This is a genomic window from Shewanella vesiculosa (genome assembly GCF_009994065.1).
In the GTDB taxonomy this organism is placed as follows: domain Bacteria; phylum Pseudomonadota; class Gammaproteobacteria; order Enterobacterales; family Shewanellaceae; genus Shewanella; species Shewanella vesiculosa.
This window is the reverse complement of sequence record NZ_JAACSD010000006.1, coordinates 33,513-53,632: the sequence shown is the minus strand read 5'-3', so window position 1 is coordinate 53,632 and position 20,120 is coordinate 33,513. Positions and strand designations below refer to the sequence as shown.

Annotated in this window: 14 protein-coding genes; 7 read left to right on the top strand and 7 right to left on the bottom strand. The window is 40.4% G+C overall.

What is annotated here, in order from left to right; translation table 11 throughout:
- Nucleotides 1-218: 218 nt before the first annotated feature.
- The 4 genes from GW828_RS06280 to GW828_RS06265 form a co-directional block, all read right to left on the bottom strand.
- Complete coding sequence (locus tag GW828_RS06280) at nucleotides 219-1,838, bottom strand: methyl-accepting chemotaxis protein (RefSeq protein ID WP_273058370.1); 1,620 nt, start codon at nucleotides 1,836-1,838, stop codon at nucleotides 219-221.
- A 470-nt stretch (nucleotides 1,839-2,308) separates the two neighbouring features.
- Nucleotides 2,309-3,874 carry an alkyl hydroperoxide reductase subunit F gene (ahpF, locus tag GW828_RS06275; protein ID WP_273058372.1) on the bottom strand — a complete coding sequence of 522 codons (1,566 nt, stop codon included), beginning with the start codon at nucleotides 3,872-3,874 and terminating at the stop codon, nucleotides 2,309-2,311.
- Nucleotides 3,875-3,986: 112 nt separating this feature from the next.
- Complete coding sequence (ahpC, locus tag GW828_RS06270; RefSeq protein WP_124017296.1) at nucleotides 3,987-4,556, bottom strand: alkyl hydroperoxide reductase subunit C; 570 nt, start codon at nucleotides 4,554-4,556, stop codon at nucleotides 3,987-3,989.
- A gap of 254 nt (nucleotides 4,557-4,810) precedes the next feature.
- Entirely contained in the window at nucleotides 4,811-5,554 is a 744-nt protein-coding gene (locus tag GW828_RS06265) for a spermidine synthase (RefSeq protein WP_124017295.1), read from the bottom strand.
- Between the two features lie 151 nt (nucleotides 5,555-5,705).
- Between GW828_RS06265 and GW828_RS06260 the strand changes: the two genes are divergently transcribed.
- Nucleotides 5,706-6,269: a mechanosensitive ion channel family protein gene (locus tag GW828_RS06260; RefSeq protein WP_124017294.1), complete on the top strand. Its 564-nt coding sequence runs from the start codon at nucleotides 5,706-5,708 to the stop codon at nucleotides 6,267-6,269.
- A gap of 235 nt (nucleotides 6,270-6,504) precedes the next feature.
- Here GW828_RS06260 and GW828_RS06255 read toward each other — a convergent pair whose 3' ends face one another.
- Together GW828_RS06255 and GW828_RS06250 are read right to left on the bottom strand one after the other, a co-directional pair.
- A complete protein-coding gene (locus GW828_RS06255) occupies nucleotides 6,505-7,242 on the bottom strand; it encodes a dienelactone hydrolase family protein (RefSeq protein WP_273058376.1) in 738 nt (245 codons plus the stop codon).
- A gap of 145 nt (nucleotides 7,243-7,387) precedes the next feature.
- Nucleotides 7,388-8,377, bottom strand: coding sequence for a 2-hydroxyacid dehydrogenase (locus GW828_RS06250; protein WP_124017292.1), 990 nt, complete (start codon nucleotides 8,375-8,377; stop codon nucleotides 7,388-7,390).
- Between the two features lie 404 nt (nucleotides 8,378-8,781).
- Between GW828_RS06250 and GW828_RS06245 the strand changes: the two genes are divergently transcribed.
- The 5 genes from GW828_RS06245 to GW828_RS06225 all read left to right on the top strand — a co-directional run bounded on the left by GW828_RS06245 (nucleotide 8,782) and on the right by GW828_RS06225 (nucleotide 15,005).
- Nucleotides 8,782-9,201 carry a hypothetical protein gene (locus GW828_RS06245; RefSeq protein WP_124017291.1) on the top strand — a complete coding sequence of 140 codons (420 nt, stop codon included), beginning with the start codon at nucleotides 8,782-8,784 and terminating at the stop codon, nucleotides 9,199-9,201.
- A 32-nt stretch (nucleotides 9,202-9,233) separates the two neighbouring features.
- A complete protein-coding gene (locus GW828_RS06240; RefSeq protein WP_124017290.1) occupies nucleotides 9,234-9,524 on the top strand; it encodes a hypothetical protein in 291 nt (96 codons plus the stop codon).
- Between the two features lie 85 nt (nucleotides 9,525-9,609).
- The gene (gene rluA / locus GW828_RS06235; RefSeq protein ID WP_182723374.1) at nucleotides 9,610-10,287 is read left to right on the top strand and encodes a bifunctional tRNA pseudouridine(32) synthase/23S rRNA pseudouridine(746) synthase RluA; all 678 of its coding nucleotides are present in this window, start codon (nucleotides 9,610-9,612) and stop codon (nucleotides 10,285-10,287) included.
- A gap of 98 nt (nucleotides 10,288-10,385) precedes the next feature.
- Complete coding sequence (gene asnC / locus GW828_RS06230; RefSeq protein WP_124017288.1) at nucleotides 10,386-10,847, top strand: transcriptional regulator AsnC; 462 nt, start codon at nucleotides 10,386-10,388, stop codon at nucleotides 10,845-10,847.
- 294 nt (nucleotides 10,848-11,141) lie between these two features.
- The gene (locus GW828_RS06225) at nucleotides 11,142-15,005 is read left to right on the top strand and encodes a S8 family serine peptidase (RefSeq protein ID WP_273058379.1); all 3,864 of its coding nucleotides are present in this window, start codon (nucleotides 11,142-11,144) and stop codon (nucleotides 15,003-15,005) included.
- Between the two features lie 288 nt (nucleotides 15,006-15,293).
- Here GW828_RS06225 and GW828_RS06220 read toward each other — a convergent pair whose 3' ends face one another.
- On the bottom strand, nucleotides 15,294-15,992 hold the full coding sequence (locus GW828_RS06220) for a hypothetical protein (protein ID WP_124017286.1): 699 nt from the start codon (nucleotides 15,990-15,992) through the stop codon (nucleotides 15,294-15,296).
- A gap of 1,129 nt (nucleotides 15,993-17,121) precedes the next feature.
- On the opposite strand from GW828_RS06220, the gene GW828_RS06215 reads away from it, so the two are divergent.
- A complete protein-coding gene (locus GW828_RS06215; protein ID WP_182723371.1) occupies nucleotides 17,122-20,028 on the top strand; it encodes a TonB-dependent receptor domain-containing protein in 2,907 nt (968 codons plus the stop codon).
- Nucleotides 20,029-20,120 lie beyond the last annotated feature (92 nt).

The following is a 20,120-nucleotide window of genomic DNA, read 5'->3' as shown; positions in this document are numbered from 1 at the left end:
ACAAAAATTGGCTTTATAATACGCTAAATAATTCAAAAATGGCGGCTAACAATGCAGCAAACAAGCAGAAACGGTTTATGTCGCATAAATGTGCTCAAGTTTGGGGGTAAATAAGATCTTTTTTCGCTGCAATAAAGCAAAAAACGCAGAGATTTCTCTCTGCGTTTTTTGTTATGCGGTACTAAAATTTAGCTGAGCATTTTATATTAAGATTAACGTTACAATTTAAATTGTGAGGTCGCATGGCTAAGCTCATTAGCAAACCCATCTAATCCTTCTGAAATCCCCTGCACTTGTGCAAGAATACCCAGTGTTTGATCAAATGAAGCATTCATTTCAACTACGTTATTGGCAACATGTGCAGCAACTAAAGACTGCTGTTCTGTGGCTGCTGCTATATGAGTATTCATACTGTTAATACTGACAATTTTAGATTGAATTGAACTTAATGCTGCACCGGTATCTTTGGCATAACGCTCGTTTTCTGAAGACTTAGCAATGGCCACATCCATGGTGCTAACCGATGATTCAGCCGCTACTTTAAGCTTTTCTAATACGCCACGGATCTCTTTAGTCGCGTCGGCAGTTTTAGACGCCAGTGCACGAACTTCATCAGCAACCACGGCAAAGCCTCGTCCATGTTCTCCCGCTCTGGCGGCTTCAATGGCAGCGTTTAACGCGAGCAAGTTGGTCTGTTCTGCAATAGAGGTAATCACGTTCAAAATAGAGCCAACACTTTCGGTATCTTTGGCTAACTCATTGATAGAATTTGATGCGAGTTCAATACCTGAATTAAGTTCTTGTGAAATTCTCACCGTGCGCTGTACTACTGCTAAACCTTCCGTTGCCTCACGTTCAGCAACTTGTGCAGCTTCAGCCGCTTGTTGGGCACTGTGTGAAATATCATTGACTGAATGACGCATTTCTTCCATCGACATATGCACAGTTTTAGCATCGTGACTTTGTTGCTTAGTCGCTTTAGTTGCAACCGCCATGCGCTCTTTTAGCGATGATGCGCTGTCTAACAATGGTTTAGTCACACTCACAACGCTTTGAATTGACTCAGCAAGTAAGCGTAAAAATCGATTAAAGTTGCTTGATACCTGCCCTAATTCATCAGTCCCGACAACCGTCAGTTGGTGACGTAAATTGCCTTTACCGTCAGCTAATTCACCTAATGAGTTGGCCACATCACCCGCAGCGCCGCTAATGGCACGCGCAATTGAAATAGTTGAAAGAGCCATAAAGACCAATAATGCGACCCCTATGCCCAATGACAGGTATAAACTCTGTTCAGAGCGGTCACCCGCTTCTTTAATAGTAGAGCTAAACTCTGCCACTTTATCGGCCTTATAAGCCGTGATCCCATTCGTTAAGCTTTCGAATATTTTGGCTTTTTTCTGACTAATTTGCCCTACATCAGCCATATCAATATTACCGTCTAGCATTCCCCTTGCCAGTGACAGTGTCATGGTATTGTATTCGTCTAGGCTGTTAGATAATTGCGATAACAATGCACTTTCGGGCTGATCAATAGTTGATAGATTGGTTAAGTTATCTTTGAGTGAAGAAAAGGTTTTCATGGCGTTCCCGAGCAAATCTTCATCGGCAAAGGATACTGATTGGGTATACAACTCATCTAATCGTTGGACAAATATGACATTTTGATTTGCAAGCTCAACACGCTGTGCAACTTTGGTCTCCATGAAAGATAATGTGTCACGGTTTTTATTAATCGCAACTGTGCTGATGCCAAGGTTAACGGCAAAAATAATCACTGATAAGACAAAAATCAGTCCTACCTTTTTAAAGATCGACATGTTACTAAACCAATTCATATTTCGCCCCTAAGCGATAATCAAATGAAGATAAAGCAAACGTAAAACTTCTTAATGCAGCGACCAAAATATCGTTATTAAGGCTATTGATGCCTGTGCTCGCTCCTTGAGTTTGTATGTGCTGTAAAAATACCGCTTAACGCTATTCTTTAGTCAATTAACTATATGTTTTATTGTTATAAGCATCTTTGATAATAAGAGCATAATTTTATTTAATCTTAACCAAGTATAAATTTTTGTTGCTGTAAATCACGAAGTTTTCAATGTATATCGGTGTAAATCAATATCGGCCTAACATCAATATACTTGAAATTTTTCTAATGTATCAACTTGTTTGTGCTTATTTATAGACGGTAAATCCACTCACTTAAAGACTATAAATCAATATAACAACAAAAAACCCGCAAAAGCGGGCTGTTTTGGTTCATTGAGGCGATTACAGCACCTCATTAAATGGCTGTTGCAACATTTTATGCGGCTTGAACATCAGCTTCTTCTGAATGTCTTATTAAATAATCAAATGCTCCCAATGATGCTGTGGCGCCGCTACCCATAGCAATAATGATTTGCTTAAAGGGGATATTAGTGACATCACCCGCAGCAAAGACACCAGGAATTGATGTTTGACCACGCTCATCGACAATAATTTCACCGCGAGGAGTCATATCAACCACACCTTTTAACCACTCGGTATTAGGCACTAAACCAATTTGTACAAAGATACCGGCTAAGGTTACGGTATGACTTTCACCACTGGCGCGATCGGTGTAAACCAAACTGGTTACACGAGTACCATCACCTTTAACTTCCGTGGTCATGGCTTGGGTAATTATCGTAATATTGCCCATTGATTTAGCTTTACGCTGTAGCACTTCATCGGCACGTAATTTACTGTCAAACTCAAGTACAGTGACGTGTTCGACAATGTTTGCTAGATCAATAGCCGCTTCAATACCTGAGTTACCGCCGCCAATAACCGCAACTCGCTTACCTTTAAATAACGGACCGTCACAGTGTGGGCAATACGCTACGCCTTTATTACGATACTCTTGTTCACCAGGGACATTCATTTCTCTCCAACGCGCACCGGTTGCTAAGATAATCGTTTTACTGCTTAAGGTGGCGCCACTTTCAAGCGTCACATTAAGCAGACCGTTTTTAGCTAAACTCAACGCACGTTGGTTTTGCATAATATCGACGTCATAATCTTTAACATGAGCTTCAAGGTTCGCCACCAGTTTTGGACCTTCGGTTTTAGACACTGAAATAAAGTTTTCAATACCGACCGTCTCGGCCACTTGGCCACCAAACTTTTCAGCAACTATGCCGGTATTTAACCCTTTACGAGCTGAATAAATGGCCGCTGCGGCACCTGCTGGACCACCGCCGACAACTAACATATCAAAAACCGACTTTTTATTAAGCTGCTCGGCTTGTCTGCTTGCGGCATTTTTATCTAACTTATTCAGTACTTCAACAACGCTAATGGCGCCCACAGAGAAGGCTTCGCCGTTCAAAAATACTGATGGCACTGACATGATATTGCGATCGCTCACTTCCTGTTGGAATAACGCACCGTCAATCATCACGTTAGTAATGTTTGGGTTAATTGCTGCCATCATATTAAGTGCTTGGATCACTTCAGGACAAGTTTGGCAACTTAACGAAATATAGGTTTCAAAATGGAATTCACCTGGTAGCTGACGGATTTGCTCAATGATATCCGCATCCAACTTAATCGGATGGCCGCCGCTGTGTAATAGTGCTAGCACCAGTGAGGTAAATTCATGGCCCATTGGCAAACCTGCAAAGGTGATATTAGTTGCAGCTTGCGGGTTAATCACACTCATACTTGGTGTACGTTGACCTTGCTGATAAGTCACAGAGACTAGATCTGATGAGTCAAGAATGTCCTGGGCTAGGCTGGTGAGTTCTTTGCCTTTGTTTGAGTCATCTGCAGATACGACAAGTTCAACTGGGCGCTTGAGGTTTTGCAGATAGGTTTTCAGTTGATTTTTTACATTCGCATCTAACATAACAACTCCTAAAAATGGGAAATAATCGATGAATTTACAAGATGCTAGTCAGTGCCGGGGGAACACCGACTAGCTGGAGATGATATTCCTAACCTAAGGGTTATCTTAGTGGTTAGATTTTACCGACTAGGTCAATTGAAGGAGCTAATGTTTCTTCACCTGGCTGCCATTTTGCAGGACATACTTCGCCATCGTGAGTTGCAACATATTGTGCAGCTTGAATTTTACGAACTAGTTCAGAAGCGCTACGGCCAATACCTAGGTCATGAATTTCAGCTACTTTAACTTGGCCTTCTGGGTTAATCACAAAAGTACCACGTAGTGCTAAGCCGTCTTCCTCAATCATCACACCAAAGTTGCGAGTGATTGCGCCAGTTGGGTCACCTATCATTGGGTAAGTAATTTTACCTATAGTGTCTGAACTTGAATGCCAAGCTTTGTGAGTGAAGTGAGTGTCAGTTGATACTGAGTAAACTTCAACGCCCATTGCCTGTAGCTTCTCATAATGATCAGCCATGTCGCCTAATTCAGTTGGACATACGAAAGTGAAGTCAGCTGGGTAGAAAAACACTACTGCCCATTTACCTAATAAATCTTGTTCAGTAACGTCAACGAAAGCACCATTATGGAATGCAGTTGCTTTGAACGGTTTGATAGTGCTATTGATGATAGATTGTGTCATGTCATGCTCCATTTAGATTTACAGTAAACCCGATACCAATATGGTTTCGGTGATGATAAACAAACTGTGCTCGTCATCTGATGTAGCTATAATAGCGATGGAGGCTAACTAAGTATAACGGATAAAAACTATCACCCTAATCGGTTTTTTATATTGAACTATCTTTGAGAGTGTATTTGTATGAAGGGTATAAATCATCAACACCGAGTACGCTTTAAAGCTGGTACTCGATTAATGATGTTTATTGGTGGATGTTATTCCCAAGGACCAAATCGTGTCAGCACGCGGCTAACGTTAATATCGAGCTTTTGTGAAAGGGCTTGTAAATCTTGCTTATTATTTGCGGCAGAAAAACAATTGGCTTTATTGGTGGCAAATACCACCCAATTCCCACCACCGGTTAAACAAGCAAAGACTTGATTAAAATGCTCATGAAGCGTGTCACGTAACTGTAAGTCTCGACTGTGTTCTTTCCAACAATTTAATACTAAAAAGCCATCCGTTTTAAGCAGCTGTTTTGTTTGCTGAATAAATTGGTTAGACAACTGTTGTTTATCTACACCTTTGTCGCTGTAGATATCAGCAAAAATAACATCGACTTTTTTATGCTCTGCTTGGGCTAAAAAGACATAGGCATCTTGGTGCACTATGGTCAGTTTTTTACCTAAAGGTAATTGAAAAAAGCGTTTAGCCACTTCAATAACTTGTTGGCGTAATTCAACTGCAGTAATTTTAATCGCTGCATCAAAATGCCTAAGGGAATGCACGAGTGCACCACCACCTAAGCCTAAAATAATCACACTTTTGGGTTGGCTGAATAACAGCACTGCTAACATGGCCTGAACATAAGTATGTTGCGGTACATGAGGTTGACTCTTATCCATCTTACTTTGCTCATCATTATCACCAAATGATAAGACCCGATAGTCGCCATCGTCGAGCACACAAAAATCACCAAACCGATCACCGTCGACGTGCAATACTTTATAATCAGACATACTTCACTCTGTGAGGAGTCTCGCCAATACGTGACAGCAAGATTTTTCTACTTTAAAACCTTATTATACCCCAGAATACAGTATAAAGTTGGCGACAAGTGATACAGATAACTCGCAGAATTAAATTAATACGACCAGATAGGAAATCGACATGTTTAACCATTTATTGATGATAATTTTGTATTTGGCGGTGTTCTTTCTAGCCCAGCGACAGGTCAAAAAATGGATCCGTCAGCAAGCACAAAAGAAACAAGTCAGCGAGGTTCGTAGCCGTTTAATTACTCGTTTAATTTCTTATTTGTTGTTTTTTGTGACGATATCCGTCATGGCGGTGTCATTAGGTTTAGGTTATCAAGAGGTGTCGCTATTTGTGTCTTCAGCCTTTGCGGTATTAGGCGTGGCCCTATTTGCTCAATGGTCGATATTGAGCAACATCACTGCTGGTGTATTGATCTTTTTTGCATTTCCTTATCGAATTGGCGATCGCATAAAAATTGTCGATAAAGAAGAGGATATGAGTGGCATTATTGTCGAAATCAGTTTGTTTCACGTATTGATCAAACGGGATATCGGCGATGTGATGACTTACCCTAACAGCTTGATGCTCCAAAAAGCGGTGATTAAGTTACCCGAACCACGCCACCCTAGTTCACTTGCAACAAGCAACAAAACCAAGGCGAAGATTAATGCAAGTAGAGCAAAATGGCTTAAGTAATCTTTAGCTATACCCAGTGGTGTGATTCATATCTGACTGATAGCAACTCATGCTCTGCTGGCTTAGCCATGTTGACAATAATTTCAGCTTAATAATGCCGATGCCGTATAAGTAGAGAATCGATACATAATCTTATTAACATTAACTGGGCTTATGTATCGAATAGAGTAATGCCTGCTTTATTTAAGCCCATATTTATACTCAGACTTAAGCTCTGCGCAGACATATTGCGGTGCTAGTTTAATACTCGATGGAAAAACGCTACGGCTTGCAAGTACATCTGCAACGCTAAAGCGGCATCAAAACGCTCACCTTCATCGCGCATAAAAGCGTGTTGAGCATTGACTTCAAGCCAAGTAAAGTTTGCATTCACTTGTTCAAGCTTTTGATAAATAAGCTTACGACCTTCTTTAGTCACATGTGGATCTTGTTTACCAAAGACCATCACTAACTCGCCTTTTATGCTGCCAGTACGAGCCAATGAATCATTGCCCTCTTTACAAGGTAATGTATTGGAATGAATATCTGTAGGATACAAACAAAAAGCCCCGCTAATATCAGGATTAAGCGCTGCTCGATAGGCTAAATGACCACCAATACATACTCCCATAGCGCCAACTTTATCACTGCAAAATGACTGTGCACGCGCAAAATCGACAAGCGCCTGAGTGTCACTGTCATGTTGTTCTAACGGCTTAGCCCACTTGTCTGCATTACCTTTATCTTTACCTGCGTCGTCATACGCCAACACAGTTCCGATAGGGTTGAGCTCATGAAACACTTCGGGTACTAACACCACAAACCCATGCCCAGCCAAGATAGCAGCAGATCGAGCTATCGGAGCAGTTTGCTGGAATATTTCTGAGTAGAAAATGATAGTCGCAAATTGGCCTTTAGTATCCGGACGATAAAGCGTGGTACGCATCAAGCCCGTGGCCGTTTTAATATCGTGAATTTCAGTTGTTGTAATCATAATATTCCATTTATTTCACACTATACCCAACACAAGGCTCTACCCAACATAATGGCAATTGCCAGCGTATGTCCTATGCATTAGTAAGCTGATGTTTGTCGTGAGTTGGTATTAATGAGCTGCTATTACTGCTCACTATAACAAATTAAAACAGCTCATTATTACAAACTTGCCCTGTGATCAACTGAGTCACATTGGTTAATGTTGTTGAGGCGATCGAGTTCAGCGCTTCTTCAGTTAAGAAAGCTTGGTGACCGGTAAAAATAACATTGTGGCAAGCCGATAAGCGGCGGAAGATATCATCTTGAATAATTTCATTTGATTTATCTTCAAAAAACAGCCCTTTTTCATTTTCGTATACATCAAGCCCTAATGAACCAATTTTGCCATCTTTTAACGCTTCCATGGCATCCAATGCATCTAATAGTCCACCGCGGCTGGTATTAATCACCATCACGCCTTGCTTCATTTGATTAAAGCTAACGTTGTTGAGTAAATGATGATTATCTTTGGTCAATGGACAATGCAAACTGATGATATCGCATTGAGGATAGAGGGTTTCTAATGAAACATATTCGACACCAAGATCAATAACAGCTTGGTTTGGATAAGGGTCAAATGCTAATACTTTACAGCCAAAACCTAATAAGATTTTAATGGTGGCTAGGCCAATTTTACCCGTACCTATCACGCCAACGGTTTTGCCAAACATATTAAAACCGACAAGCCCCGATAAAGCAAAGTTAGCGTCACGAGTGCGCTGATAAGCTTTGTGGATTTTACGATTTAACGTCAACATGAGTGCCACTGAATGCTCAGCAACAGATTCTGGTGAATACGCGGGCACATTGACCACTTTCATGCCTAAACGCTCAGCAGCCACTAAGTCAACGTTATTAAAGCCAGCACAACGCATAGCAATAATTTTTGTGCCACCTTTGGCCAACTCAACTAATACTTCTTCACATAAGGAGTCATTGACGAAAGCACAAACAACTTCATAGCCTTCCGCTAGTTTGACGTTTTGCATGCAAAGTCGGTAATCAAAAAATTCAATATCAACCTTAAAGGTTTGGTTAATACTGGTGAAATGGCGAATGTCGTAAGGCTTGGCGCTAAAAAATCCAATTTTCATAGGTATCCAAATTTACTAATAGCGAATTGATGAGCAAATCATCAATATGATCAGCCCCTAGATATGAATTAATTGTATGTGAATTTACGGTTATTGTCGTCAATATCACACTGAATAACGATGAAGTTGTGATCTAGATTCTCTCTGGTGAAGAGCCTTTAAGGATAGTGACTGGCAATTCAGTGGATTTGGTCATACCGATAATAAATCTGTCCCGTTCGCCACACTAATATTCCATGACCATAATTAATATTAGAGTCAAATACTAACCATATTGAAGGAAATAAAATTTGATCCACCAGCAATATAATCACATTGATAATAAAAAGAACTGCTGCGTATATCACTGTTTTTACATATTGAAATTGCTAATATTAGCGCAATGTTATTAAGCCCACGACACTATGAATCATAAAAAAAAACTACCAGTCTCAAACCGTCGTTTTTGGATCGAACGGATCAGTAAAACGTCATTAAGAGCACTGCATATTATCGGTATAGTGGGCAGTGGCGGCGGTATTATCTTTAATCTTGAATTATCTCTATGGCTTAATTATTGGATTATAGCGATTACATCTGGCGTACTGCTAATGAGTTGGGAAATCATTAGAGATTGGCGCTGGTTAATCCAACTCAAAGGAGTATTAACCTTATTTAAAATCATATTGTTAGGATTTTTTATTCAAATAAGCCAATGCCATTCTGAATTAATCATCTTTATTATTTTATTATCTGTTATTGTATCTCATGGACCCGCCGGATTGCGGCATTATTCGATAGTGCACCGGAAGGTGATTCAGAGTAAAAAAGAAATAAAAGGCTAATACCCAACTATAAATGACTTTAAGGACATGGGATGTTCCCTTACCCAGATCAATATCGCATAGCAATGCCGCCAATGACGACCGCTTTTATGGTGGCTTGGGCAATAGTGACTCACGCCATTTTTGCTGATGCTAGTCCATTTTCGCTTTATCCTCTGCTGGTGCTATTTCCCGCAGTGATCGCCACACACCTGTATTTAATTTGGTTAGCAAAAGGCATGAGTCGACTTGATCAATGTTTTTATGCATTAGTGCATATCCCGCTCGCATTTGTCGTGTGGACGTTTACCATAATGCACGTTAACGGCAATGCATTCTCTTAAGTCGCCACTTCTCAGTACCATTCTATACTTGCACATCATAAGCCCTAACGGTATCTTTGCCGCGAATTGACTCACGAGAGCAACTATGGCTGATTTCATATACAACCCACCCACCAGCCCTTGGCTGGATATTTTGTATCAAGATAAAGATATTCTGGTCGCAAACAAACCCTCTGGACTGTTATCGGTACCGGGAAGAGAAGCCATTTATCATGACAGTATTTATGCGCGGGTTTTAGCTGAACACCCTAATGCCCAAATTGTACATCGCCTAGATATGGCAACCTCTGGGGTGATTGTCGTCGCACTTAGACGCAGTGCAGAGCGCGAATTAAAACGTCAATTTCGTGATAGAGAAACGGCCAAAACTTATTATGCTCGGGTTGCCGGCCACATGAAGCCTAGTATCACTCAGGTTGATTTACCACTCATTTGCGATTGGCCTAATAGACCCAAGCAAAAAGTCGACCACGCCATTGGCAAACCTTCGGTAACACTTGTCGAGGTTGTCAGTTACGGTGCTAAATCAACGTTAGTAAAACTCACCCCAATTACGGGACGTTCTCATCAACTGAGAGTTCATATGATGGCGTTAGGGCACCCGATCCTTGGCGATGGATTCTATGCCGATCCTTTAGCAAAAAGCTTATCACCTAGGTTACTGCTGCATGCGGCAGCATTATCGATAACTCATCCGTACTCACGACAAGCAATGCATTTTGAAGCAGCCGTCACGTTCATGACGCCAACCGATGAACAGTAAAAATTAAACATTATTAATAAATATGTGGATTGTAGTAGCTATTACGCAATGAAAGTCGTAGATTTATGGCCAATTAATGGTTTGTTAGGCTTAATATCGTGGATAGCTCATTTCATCGTGATGAATTAGACAATCATATTCTTACCGCACTGATGCAAGATGCCAGAACACCTTTTGCGGAACTGGCGAAACGTTTCAATGTCAGTGCAGGGACAATTCATGTTCGCGTTGAAAAAATGAAACAAGCTGGCATTATCACCGGCGCGCAAATTACCGTTAACCCCAAAGCACTAGGTTATGATGTTTGCTGCTTTATTGGCATCAATTTAAAGAGTGCTGGCGATTATCCAGCAGCGATTGCCAAGCTAAATGAATTAGAAGAAGTGGTAGAAGCATATTATACCACTGGTAATTACTCGGTATTTGTAAAGGTAATGTGCCAATCTATCGATGGATTACAGCATGTGCTGATTAACCGTATCCAATCAATTGATGAAATCCAGTCTACTGAAACACTTATTAGCCTTCAAAACCCTATTGTCCGATCGGTAAAGCCCTAAATCATTGAGGGCTTAATCTCTTTCCACGTCTGTATTACCTTCAGAATTGTCAAACGCTACAAGTGCATTTCATAACCTAAATCACAAACCTACACATACTTATTAACAATTAATTGCCTTTTTTTTAAATCGGAGTGTTACTTTTGTTAATTCTTTGTGCTACAAATGCTGTTGATGCACCACAGAGTGCAACACATAAGCAGAAATTAATATAAACACCATCACTTAATATACATCGTCTTAAAACGATATCCTCCCCCCACATTGAGTGATGTATAAAACAAGGAAGAAGTTGTGAAGACAAAATTAGCTCTAGCCATTTCGGCTGCACTGATATCAAGTGCGACTTATGCAAATACACAATATAGCTCTGACCAAACAGGCATTGAACTGCTGTCCGTTAAAAATAACAACAAACCAACAGTAAGACAAAACAACGTAGTAGCTCCTCAACGTTATATTGTTGAATTAGAGTCGCCTGCCATTGCAAAGTACCAAGGTGGCATTTCTACTTTAGCCTCTACAGCTATTAAAGATAAAAATAGCAAGCTAGATATTCAATCAGCTCCAGTTAAAAGTTATGCATCTCATTTGCAAGCAGAGCAAGCAGCATTTACAAAAGCACTTTCAAAAGTGGCTGCAAATGCCAAAGTTGAACGTCAGTTTAAGACATTATTTAACGGTGTAACCATTGTTAGCCAAGGGTTAACTGTTGAACAGATCATGGCTATTCCAGGGGTTATCTCGGTATACCCTGAAGCAATGTACGAAACAAACATGGATGCTTCACTTGGCATTATTAATAGTCAAGCGATGTGGAATGCTGTTGATGGTATGGAAAATGCGGGTAAAGGTATCCGTGTTGCAATTATTGATGGTGGTATTCGTCCTGAAAACCCAATGTTCTCAGGAGAAGGTTTTACCGCTCCAACTTCTATGATGCCAACCGATGACTATTGTTCAACGGTAGATAGCTCATTCTGTAACGATAAACTGATTGTTGCACGTTGGTCACAACCAACGTTTGCGGTATGTCCAGATGAATACATGAGCCCATTAGGCTACGGTGGTCATGGTACTCACGTTGCTGGTACCGCTGTAGGTAACAAAGTAGATACCACTTTCCAAGGTGTTGACGTTACTTTATCAGGTGTTGCTCCAGCCGCATATTTAATGGCTTATAAAGCACTGTATTCTAAAGAAGATTGTTCTGGTGGCAGCGGTTCTAACATTATGCTGATGGAAGCATTAGAACATGCTGTTAATGATGGTGCAGACGTAATCAATAACTCATGGGGTGGTGGAGCCGGTGCCGATCCAGCAAGCAGCCCATATAAAACAATGTTTGAAGCTGCTGAAGCTGCTGGTGTTGTTGTTGTAAGTGCTGCTGGTAACGATGGTAACGCAGCTAAATCAGTTGGTTGTCCTGGTTGTATTGAATCTGGTATCACTGTAGCTAACAGTACTACTGGCCGTTATTTTGCTAACAGCTTCAATGTTGGTGGTGATGATTTATTAGCGGTTCCAGGATCTGATACCATCATTGAGATGGATATTACTGCTCCTGTTATTTTAGCTCTAAACATCGATGCTGAAAACACTGAAGGCTGTGATGCATTTGCCGCTGATTCGTTTAAAGATGGCATTGCGTTGATTTCACGTGGTACTTGTAACTTTAGTGATAAAGTGACTAATGCTCAAAACGCAGGTGCTAAAGCGGTTGTGGTATACAATAACCGTGCTGGTGCTCCAATCACCATGTCAGTTCCAGGCATTACATTCCCTTCAGCTATGATCTCACAAGATGATGGCATGGCAATTGTTGATTCAATGGGTGACACTACGATTCAAGGTACTATAGGTTCTGAAATTAAACGTATTATCGCAAGCAACCTTGCTGATACGATTAATCAGTCTAGCTCTCGTGGTCCAAATGGTAATGAAAACATTCTCAAGCCTGATCTAGCTGCTCCAGGAACAGATATTTTATCTGCTTTCTCACCAGACGATGGTGGAGAAAACTTTAACATGATTACTGGTACCAGTATGGCCAGCCCACACGTGGCGGGTGCTGCTGCTTTATTAAGCCAGTTACATCCAGATTGGTCATCTATTGATATTAAAACAGCATTAACATCAACATCTAAAATGGATGGTATTTTAGATGATGACGCGTCAACACCTGCAACTCCTTTTGATATGGGTGCTGGTCGTATGGATCTTGATGCTGCAGCAAAAGCAGTATTAACATTTGATAAGCCTTCAATTGCAGCAGACTCTTGTGTCGGTATCTGTACATTTACTCGTACTGTTTACAACAAAGGTGATGAAAAATCATCTTGGGCACTTTCAGCAAATTCTGATACTGCTGGCCTAATGATTTCTCCATCAACACTTGAACTTGAAGCGGGTGCATCTGCAACGTTTACCGTTACTGTTGATTCAACATTCAGTGAATATGGCGATTGGATCTTTGGTAACGTAATGATCACCAGCACTGAAGGTAAGCAAAATGCTCATCTTCCATTAGCGGTATTAGCTAAAGAGTCTAGTGATTCATCTTTAATCTCTACTTATACAACTGATACTGATATTACTGTTGCAGATCCTTTCACTGTAAAATCTGTTGTTAATAATACCATGTTCGAAAATACTGTTACTGTGACAGCTTCAGCTCCTAAGGGCACTAAGCTTACATCGAAAGATGATGTATCTGTTGTCCTGAACGGCGCTTCGCAAAATGGTCTATCTGTTGATGAGAATACTGGCGTTATCACTTGGGTTGGTTCAATGGACTTGCCTGAAATGGTTACTTCAAGTGGCTCTGGTTCATACCCAAATATTACAGACCTTGGTTTAAGCCAAACACCAGCTTGCCTAGATGGTTGTGATGAAACGACATTTGTATTTAACGTACCAGCCTACAAATACAATGGCCAAACTTATACTCAAATCACAATTTCTGATAACGGTATAGTTATCCCTGGCAATAGTTCAACTGCTGGTACTTATGCTAATAAAGAACTACCTGACAGCTCAAATCCAAATAATATCCTTGCACCATTCTGGTCAGATTTTGATTTAAGTGATGGTACGGTTGGCGACACTGGTGGTGGAGCTATCTCTATTGGTGTCGTGAGCACTGGAAGCGCTTCATTCTTAGTTGTTGAATGGAATGATGCACAGCTTTATGCTGATTCATCAGGTGACAAGTACAGCTTCAGCGTTTGGTTAAAAACTGGCGATACTGAAGAAGTGACGTTTAACTACTTCGACATTCCTGGTATGCCAGCTAACGTAACCATAGGTGCAGAAAACATCAGTGGTACTATCGGAACGACTTATTACTACAACGGTGTAGGTTCAGCTGTTACTAACGATGATTATGTTGAAGTTAGAGCATCAAACTCTGGTAGTGTTGAAATCGGCTATAAAGCTATGGTCACTGAGTTTAGCTTCGGCCAAGCTGATGCGCCGTCACTTGATGAAGACACTTCCATGGAAGGTAATGTATTAGATAATGATACTAAACCAGACCAAAAAGTAGCTCGTACTCAAGTAACGGGCGATGGCATGACAGCTAAAGCTCAACGCTTAATTGACGTATCTCCAGCAGGAAAACTAAGTACTGTTGCTCTTGTTGATAACGTGACTAATGGTGAGCTTACTTTGGCCGCTGACGGTTCATTTACTTATACACCAAAAGCAGACTTCACAGGTACAGACACATTCACTTATACATCTACTGATGAAGAAGGGAATCTGAGCACTCCTGCACAAGTTGTTATTACTGTGACTAACGTAAATGACGCTCCTACTGTTGCACCTTCAGGAATGAATAGTGCCGGTGGTTTCGTTGTAACAGCCAAGGCTAATGGTAAAGATATCGATGGCGATGCTTTAACGTATAATTGGGTCCAAACTGGTGGTAAGAGTGTTAACTTTACTAACGGTGGTCCAACAATTAACTTTACGGCTCCTATAGGTAATGACACCTTCACTTTCACTGTAACCGCATCTGACGGCGAACTGACAAGTGCACCTGGTACTGCAACCATTAATGTCACCAAGGAAGAAGAGAAATCTTCTGGTGGTTCTATGGGTTGGTTAACCGCACTATTACTACCATTAGCTGCATTACGTCGTCGTAAGCACTAATTATTAGTCATCATTAATTTGGCATTGCCAAAATGATATAAAAAAACCAGCTGTATTATTCAGCTGGTTTTTTATTAGTTAAAGAAATTAATCAGATAATATTCTTCACCTTAGCTTGGCTAACATAAGCGACAAGTGAGATAACAACATTTACCTTATATCATATCAAACGGATGATTTTTACTTACAAGGTCTCTTATCCATCGATTAGCAACCGATGCAAGTCAATGATAGCGAGCAAGGCTAAAAGTTATTAAATAAACGCTCACTATCCCTAACTCCGATCAACTATTCCTCTTCATCTGATTCATCAGCATGAGCTGAAGCCTCAAACATCTCAATATTGGCTAATTGTCCAAACCAGAAATCTGAACTGACCATCTTAAACTGACGTGATAAGCCTTCGCTTGTAACAGATTCTAACTGCCATAATATGCCAGTAGCTTCTGGAAATTGTGTGCCGGTAATTTGATCTTCAAACAATCGATGTAATAACACATCGGGTGATAACCCTGATGCTAAAAGACGTACCATAGATGCATGCAACGACTGATCAAATATGCTTAAATCGTCTGCATCTGTTGCGGTCACATTAACCGTAAACTCAACGCCGGTAGGCTCAGCAAAAACACCATTAAAAGCTTCTCTCAATAATGCATAAGCACTAAAAAAGCCTTCATGAAGCAAGCAATCAGAATATTCTTCCCACATCCTGTCACCAATCATGTCATTACTTAACTGGTCAATTTTACCTTCTGCTAATTCAGTGAATAAATGAGTTAAGACAATTTTAGCGGCTTCGGTGGCCTCTAAATCATTTAAAGACATCATGCACATTTCTCTAAGTTCAGACTCCTCCATATCATCTAAGCCATCATTTAAGCCCATAATAGCCATCAATTGAAGGTAATCTTTATTTGACCAGGCGTTAGGGATCTTGTTGATTTTACGAAAAGAACCAATTTGAACATTAAATTGTGCTGTCATGGAAACTCCTTCAGGTGAGCATCAAAAATTGACGCACATTAGCCAAACTAAAGCCCTGCATGTAAGAGCGCAACACTAGATCGATTTAAAAACAAAAAATGTGAGATAATAATTTACCGATAAAAACCTAAGATACTGATAGTAAATGCTTTGTTTTATATAAATAACACATTAAGCGTTATATTAAACTTTGTTTATATGGTATTAATTTAGTTAACAATTAAACATCATATTGTGAGTTATTTCTTTGGATTAAATATGAAACAGCCAGAAAGTACGTCATTGCTAGCGATGACAATTAGATGAACAATGAACATTATCAATGAACAACTGACCTACCCGAACCAGATATATCACTGCTACGCTTGCCTTTAATGGATCATCCCAACAGTTAGCGTCGTTATGCTCAGCTCAATTTGAAGTCGCCATCATAATTATCTGAACTCTGAATAGGCAAATGTGAACCTTAGTCGCTATAAAGCAATAATACTCAGGCTTTACAATGATCTCATAAGCCAGCAATAAGCATCAGGAGCGTACTTAAGCTTCAGACAACGTCTTACCTTCAACAGATATTCCACTCGGCAGCAACTCATGTGACTCAAAGTCGAGCACCTCCCAATCTTATATAACATATCGAGCGTAACACTCAGCTTTAGTCTTTCAAAACAACCGATATAGTTACATTCAATCTCAACACACAATACAAATTCACCTTGAGATAGCCCTACCTTTTGATGACATGAGTCAACAGATAACCACCCGAATCACCAGTCTAAGTAGCTTTTTAAATACATGGCATAGAACTCTGTTTATTTAAACATACATCCATAATCAAAAAAGCCATGCCAATGCCTAATGTATAAAGCCTACATAAAAACATAACAAATTGAATTAACGATATTTATATAACTAAAAATGCAGTTACGGGAATAATCAGAGCCTAAGTTACCAAAGTGTAAACCGCAAGTTTACATTTAGAGTAATTTATGTTGCCGACTGGGTGATGGTATGATAGGTTAACTGCATGACACAGAAGCGAGCATTATCTGTTCAATAATTAAAAACGTTAACGACATCAGAAACAGTTGAACATGAAATTAAAACTATAAAACTCAGAGAGGGAAGTATGAACACCATCCACAGAACATTTAGTCGCACTGCGTTGTCGGTATGTATTGCTGCTTTACTTAGTCCAGCAGTTTTGGCAGTAGAAGGCGTTAAGGAAGTTGAACAAACCCCAAAAAATGTTGAACGTATTGCTGTTACTGGTTCAAACATTTTTAAAGGTAGCGCTAACACTTCATCATCCGCCCCTATTACCGAAGTGGGTAAAGAGATGATTGAAGGTATAGCAGCAATTTCTATTGGGGATGTGCTCAACAATATACCTTCGGTAACTTCCGCGATAAATGGGTCAAGTGATAACGTTTCTCTTGGTGGTGCAGGCAGTAATGTCGGCGTGTCAACAACATCACTTCGTAATTTGGGTTCTGCACGAACTTTAGTCTTAGTTAACGGTCGTCGTTATGTATCTGGTGTTTCAGCAAACACGGGATATGGTGTTGATTTAAATTCAATTCCAACCGCAATTATAGAACGCGTTGATGTATTAACGGGCGGTCAATCCGCAATTTACGGTTCCGATGCGATTGCTGGTGTGATTAACATCATCACAAAAAAGAATTTTGATGGCGCAGAAATAAACGCTTTTGCAGCAGAATCCAGCGAAGGTGGCGCAGAAAGACAAAATTTTGATTTTACCTATGGCAAAAACTTTGACTCTGGTAATGCTTGGATTTCCGCCGGTTATGCTAATCAAGAGGTATTGAATTCTTCTGAAAGAGACTTTTCTCGATATGAAATGAGATTTGTTGATACCAACGGCGATGGCATTAGAGATACGATTGCAAGGCGAGATGGACCTGGTCATGTGGATGGCGCTTTATTGGGTTATGGCGATTTAAAAATCTTTGGTAATGGCGATCAATTTAATGCAAACCAACCCTTACTGGACAGTAATTATCAGCCAACTAGTGACTCAGACTGGGACAATCAACATTCTAATCGTACATTAGTCTTGCCATATCAACGCTTTAATATTGCTTCTGGAGTCACTTTCGACATTTCTGAGAAATCAACATTAGAGGTTGAATTAAACTATGCACAAACACAGGCTCGGGTTGATTTAGAAGAAGCACCAATCGATGTTGTCAATAATGTCTTCAGAAAAGGCAATGGCGGCACAACCGGTATCGACGTCGCCACGAGCCCATACTTTGTCGGTAGTAGCGCAGGACAGCAACTTTTAGCTGTGATGGGAGATAACACCTCTCTTGATGGTGTAACCACCAATAGGCGTACTTTTGAATTTGGCAATCGTCTCACAGAAAACCAACGCGATACTTTCCGCGTGGCAGGTAACTATACCTACTACTTAGACAATGGTATGGATTGGCAAACAGGCGCAACGTACGGCATAACTTCACAAACACAACAGAACAGTGGTGACTTCAGCATACCTAATTTGCAACAAGCACTCACTATCGAAGAAGACGGCAATGGTGGATACCAATGTGCTGATGTTATCGCCAGGACTTATGGCTGTGTACCAGTGAATCCATTTGGAACGACTGATAGTTTGGCTGGTCAAGCTGGTATCACTGGTTTTTCCGATGAAGCAATGAAGTATCTTGCTGTTAACACAGGGCAAACAGGTAAAGTTGAACAGTTTGTGGTGAACAGTGTTATGTCTGGTGAATTAGATTTTGCTATCGGAGATGACAACATAGGCTTTGCTGCTGGTGTTGAATACCGAAAAGAATCCGCCGTTGAAAACCCTGATAGTTTCCGTCAACTAGGCATCACCCGTGAAGGCCCTGTTCAACCAATCGACGGCAGCTTTGACGTTGCGGAAGTTTTTGGTGAGCTTTACGTCCCTGTTACAGATTGGCTTAACCTAAGTCTTGCCGCTCGATTCGGTGATTATTCAACAATAGGTACTACTTCAACTTACCGTTTAGGTATCGATGCACCTATCCATGAGATGTTCCGAATTCGCGCGAGCCAGTCGAGCTCAGTTAGAGCACCGAATATCAATGACATATTCTCTACGGGAACAACCAGTGTTGCAAACCCAACGATAGATGTCTGTAATGGTGCCTCCAAGACAGGCACATCTAATATCGACGTGAATTGCACTTCTATCTCGGCAATTTCAAATCGAATGGATACAGATCCAAACGGCCAATATATATTAGTGGGTTCAGAGACAAATAATACCTTAGTGTCTCAAAGTGGTTCACCTAACTTAAAAGCAGAAACGGCAGACTCATTAACATTAGGTTTTGTAATGACTCCGCTAGACAACCTCTCGATTTCGGTGGATTACTACGGTATCGAAATTGAAGATGGTATTACGACCATCACTCCCGATACTATGGTTAAACGTTGTTATGATGTCGATCCATCACAATTTGATAAGACCTGTGGTGGCCGAATCGTGAGAGATGTGCAAGATGGTCCGATTCTAAATATTTATTCGACATCAATAAATGCTAATACTATTTCAACCAGTGGCGTTGATTTGGAAGTAGCATATTCACTGGATAACCTGACAGTAAACTTTATTGCTAACTACCTAGCCGAATATGAAATAGATACTCTTACAGGTAAAATTGACAATTTAGGAACGACATTATTCCCTGAATATCGCTACACTATGAATGCCTCATATAACATCACAGATGATTTTAACCTGTTTGCCCAGATGACATATCGTGCTGAAACTAAAGGTGTTCTAGGAGAAACGACCTTATCGGATGATCTTAACACTATGGATGCTGTTTACTATGTAGATGTTCGAGCAAGCTACCAAATTAATGATGCGGTAAATGTGTATATTGGTTCGAATAACTTACTCGATCAACAACCAGATATCCAAGCAACAAGTTCAGCAGTTGGTACCAATACAACACCTCAAGCTTATGATGTTATTGGTCGCCAACTCTTCGCCGGTGTTAAGTTGACATTCTAATAACTAAAACGGCATGCAGCATATTTTATAAAGCATGCCTTACACGCAATTTGAGAGCCTTAAAACCTAATCAGTGCTGATTAGGTTTTATT

Excerpts from the sequence above, each read along its gene's own strand:
- GW828_RS06280 (WP_273058370.1), bottom strand. The coding sequence starts at position 1,838 with ATGAATTGGTTTAGTAACATGTCGATCTTTAAAAAGGTAGGACTGATT.
- ahpF (WP_273058372.1), bottom strand. The coding sequence starts at position 3,874 with ATGTTAGATGCGAATGTAAAAAATCAACTGAAAACCTATCTGCAAAAC.
- ahpC (WP_124017296.1), bottom strand. The coding sequence starts at position 4,556 with ATGACACAATCTATCATCAATAGCACTATCAAACCGTTCAAAGCAACT.
- GW828_RS06265 (WP_124017295.1), bottom strand. The coding sequence starts at position 5,554 with ATGTCTGATTATAAAGTATTGCACGTCGACGGTGATCGGTTTGGTGAT.
- GW828_RS06260 (WP_124017294.1), top strand. The coding sequence starts at position 5,706 with ATGTTTAACCATTTATTGATGATAATTTTGTATTTGGCGGTGTTCTTT.
- GW828_RS06255 (WP_273058376.1), bottom strand. The coding sequence starts at position 7,242 with ATGATTACAACAACTGAAATTCACGATATTAAAACGGCCACGGGCTTG.
- GW828_RS06250 (WP_124017292.1), bottom strand. The coding sequence starts at position 8,377 with ATGAAAATTGGATTTTTTAGCGCCAAGCCTTACGACATTCGCCATTTC.
- GW828_RS06245 (WP_124017291.1), top strand. The coding sequence starts at position 8,782 with ATGAATCATAAAAAAAAACTACCAGTCTCAAACCGTCGTTTTTGGATC.
- GW828_RS06240 (WP_124017290.1), top strand. The coding sequence starts at position 9,234 with ATGTTCCCTTACCCAGATCAATATCGCATAGCAATGCCGCCAATGACG.
- rluA (WP_182723374.1), top strand. The coding sequence starts at position 9,610 with ATGGCTGATTTCATATACAACCCACCCACCAGCCCTTGGCTGGATATT.
- GW828_RS06220 (WP_124017286.1), bottom strand. The coding sequence starts at position 15,992 with ATGACAGCACAATTTAATGTTCAAATTGGTTCTTTTCGTAAAATCAAC.
- GW828_RS06215 (WP_182723371.1), top strand. The coding sequence starts at position 17,122 with ATGAACACCATCCACAGAACATTTAGTCGCACTGCGTTGTCGGTATGT.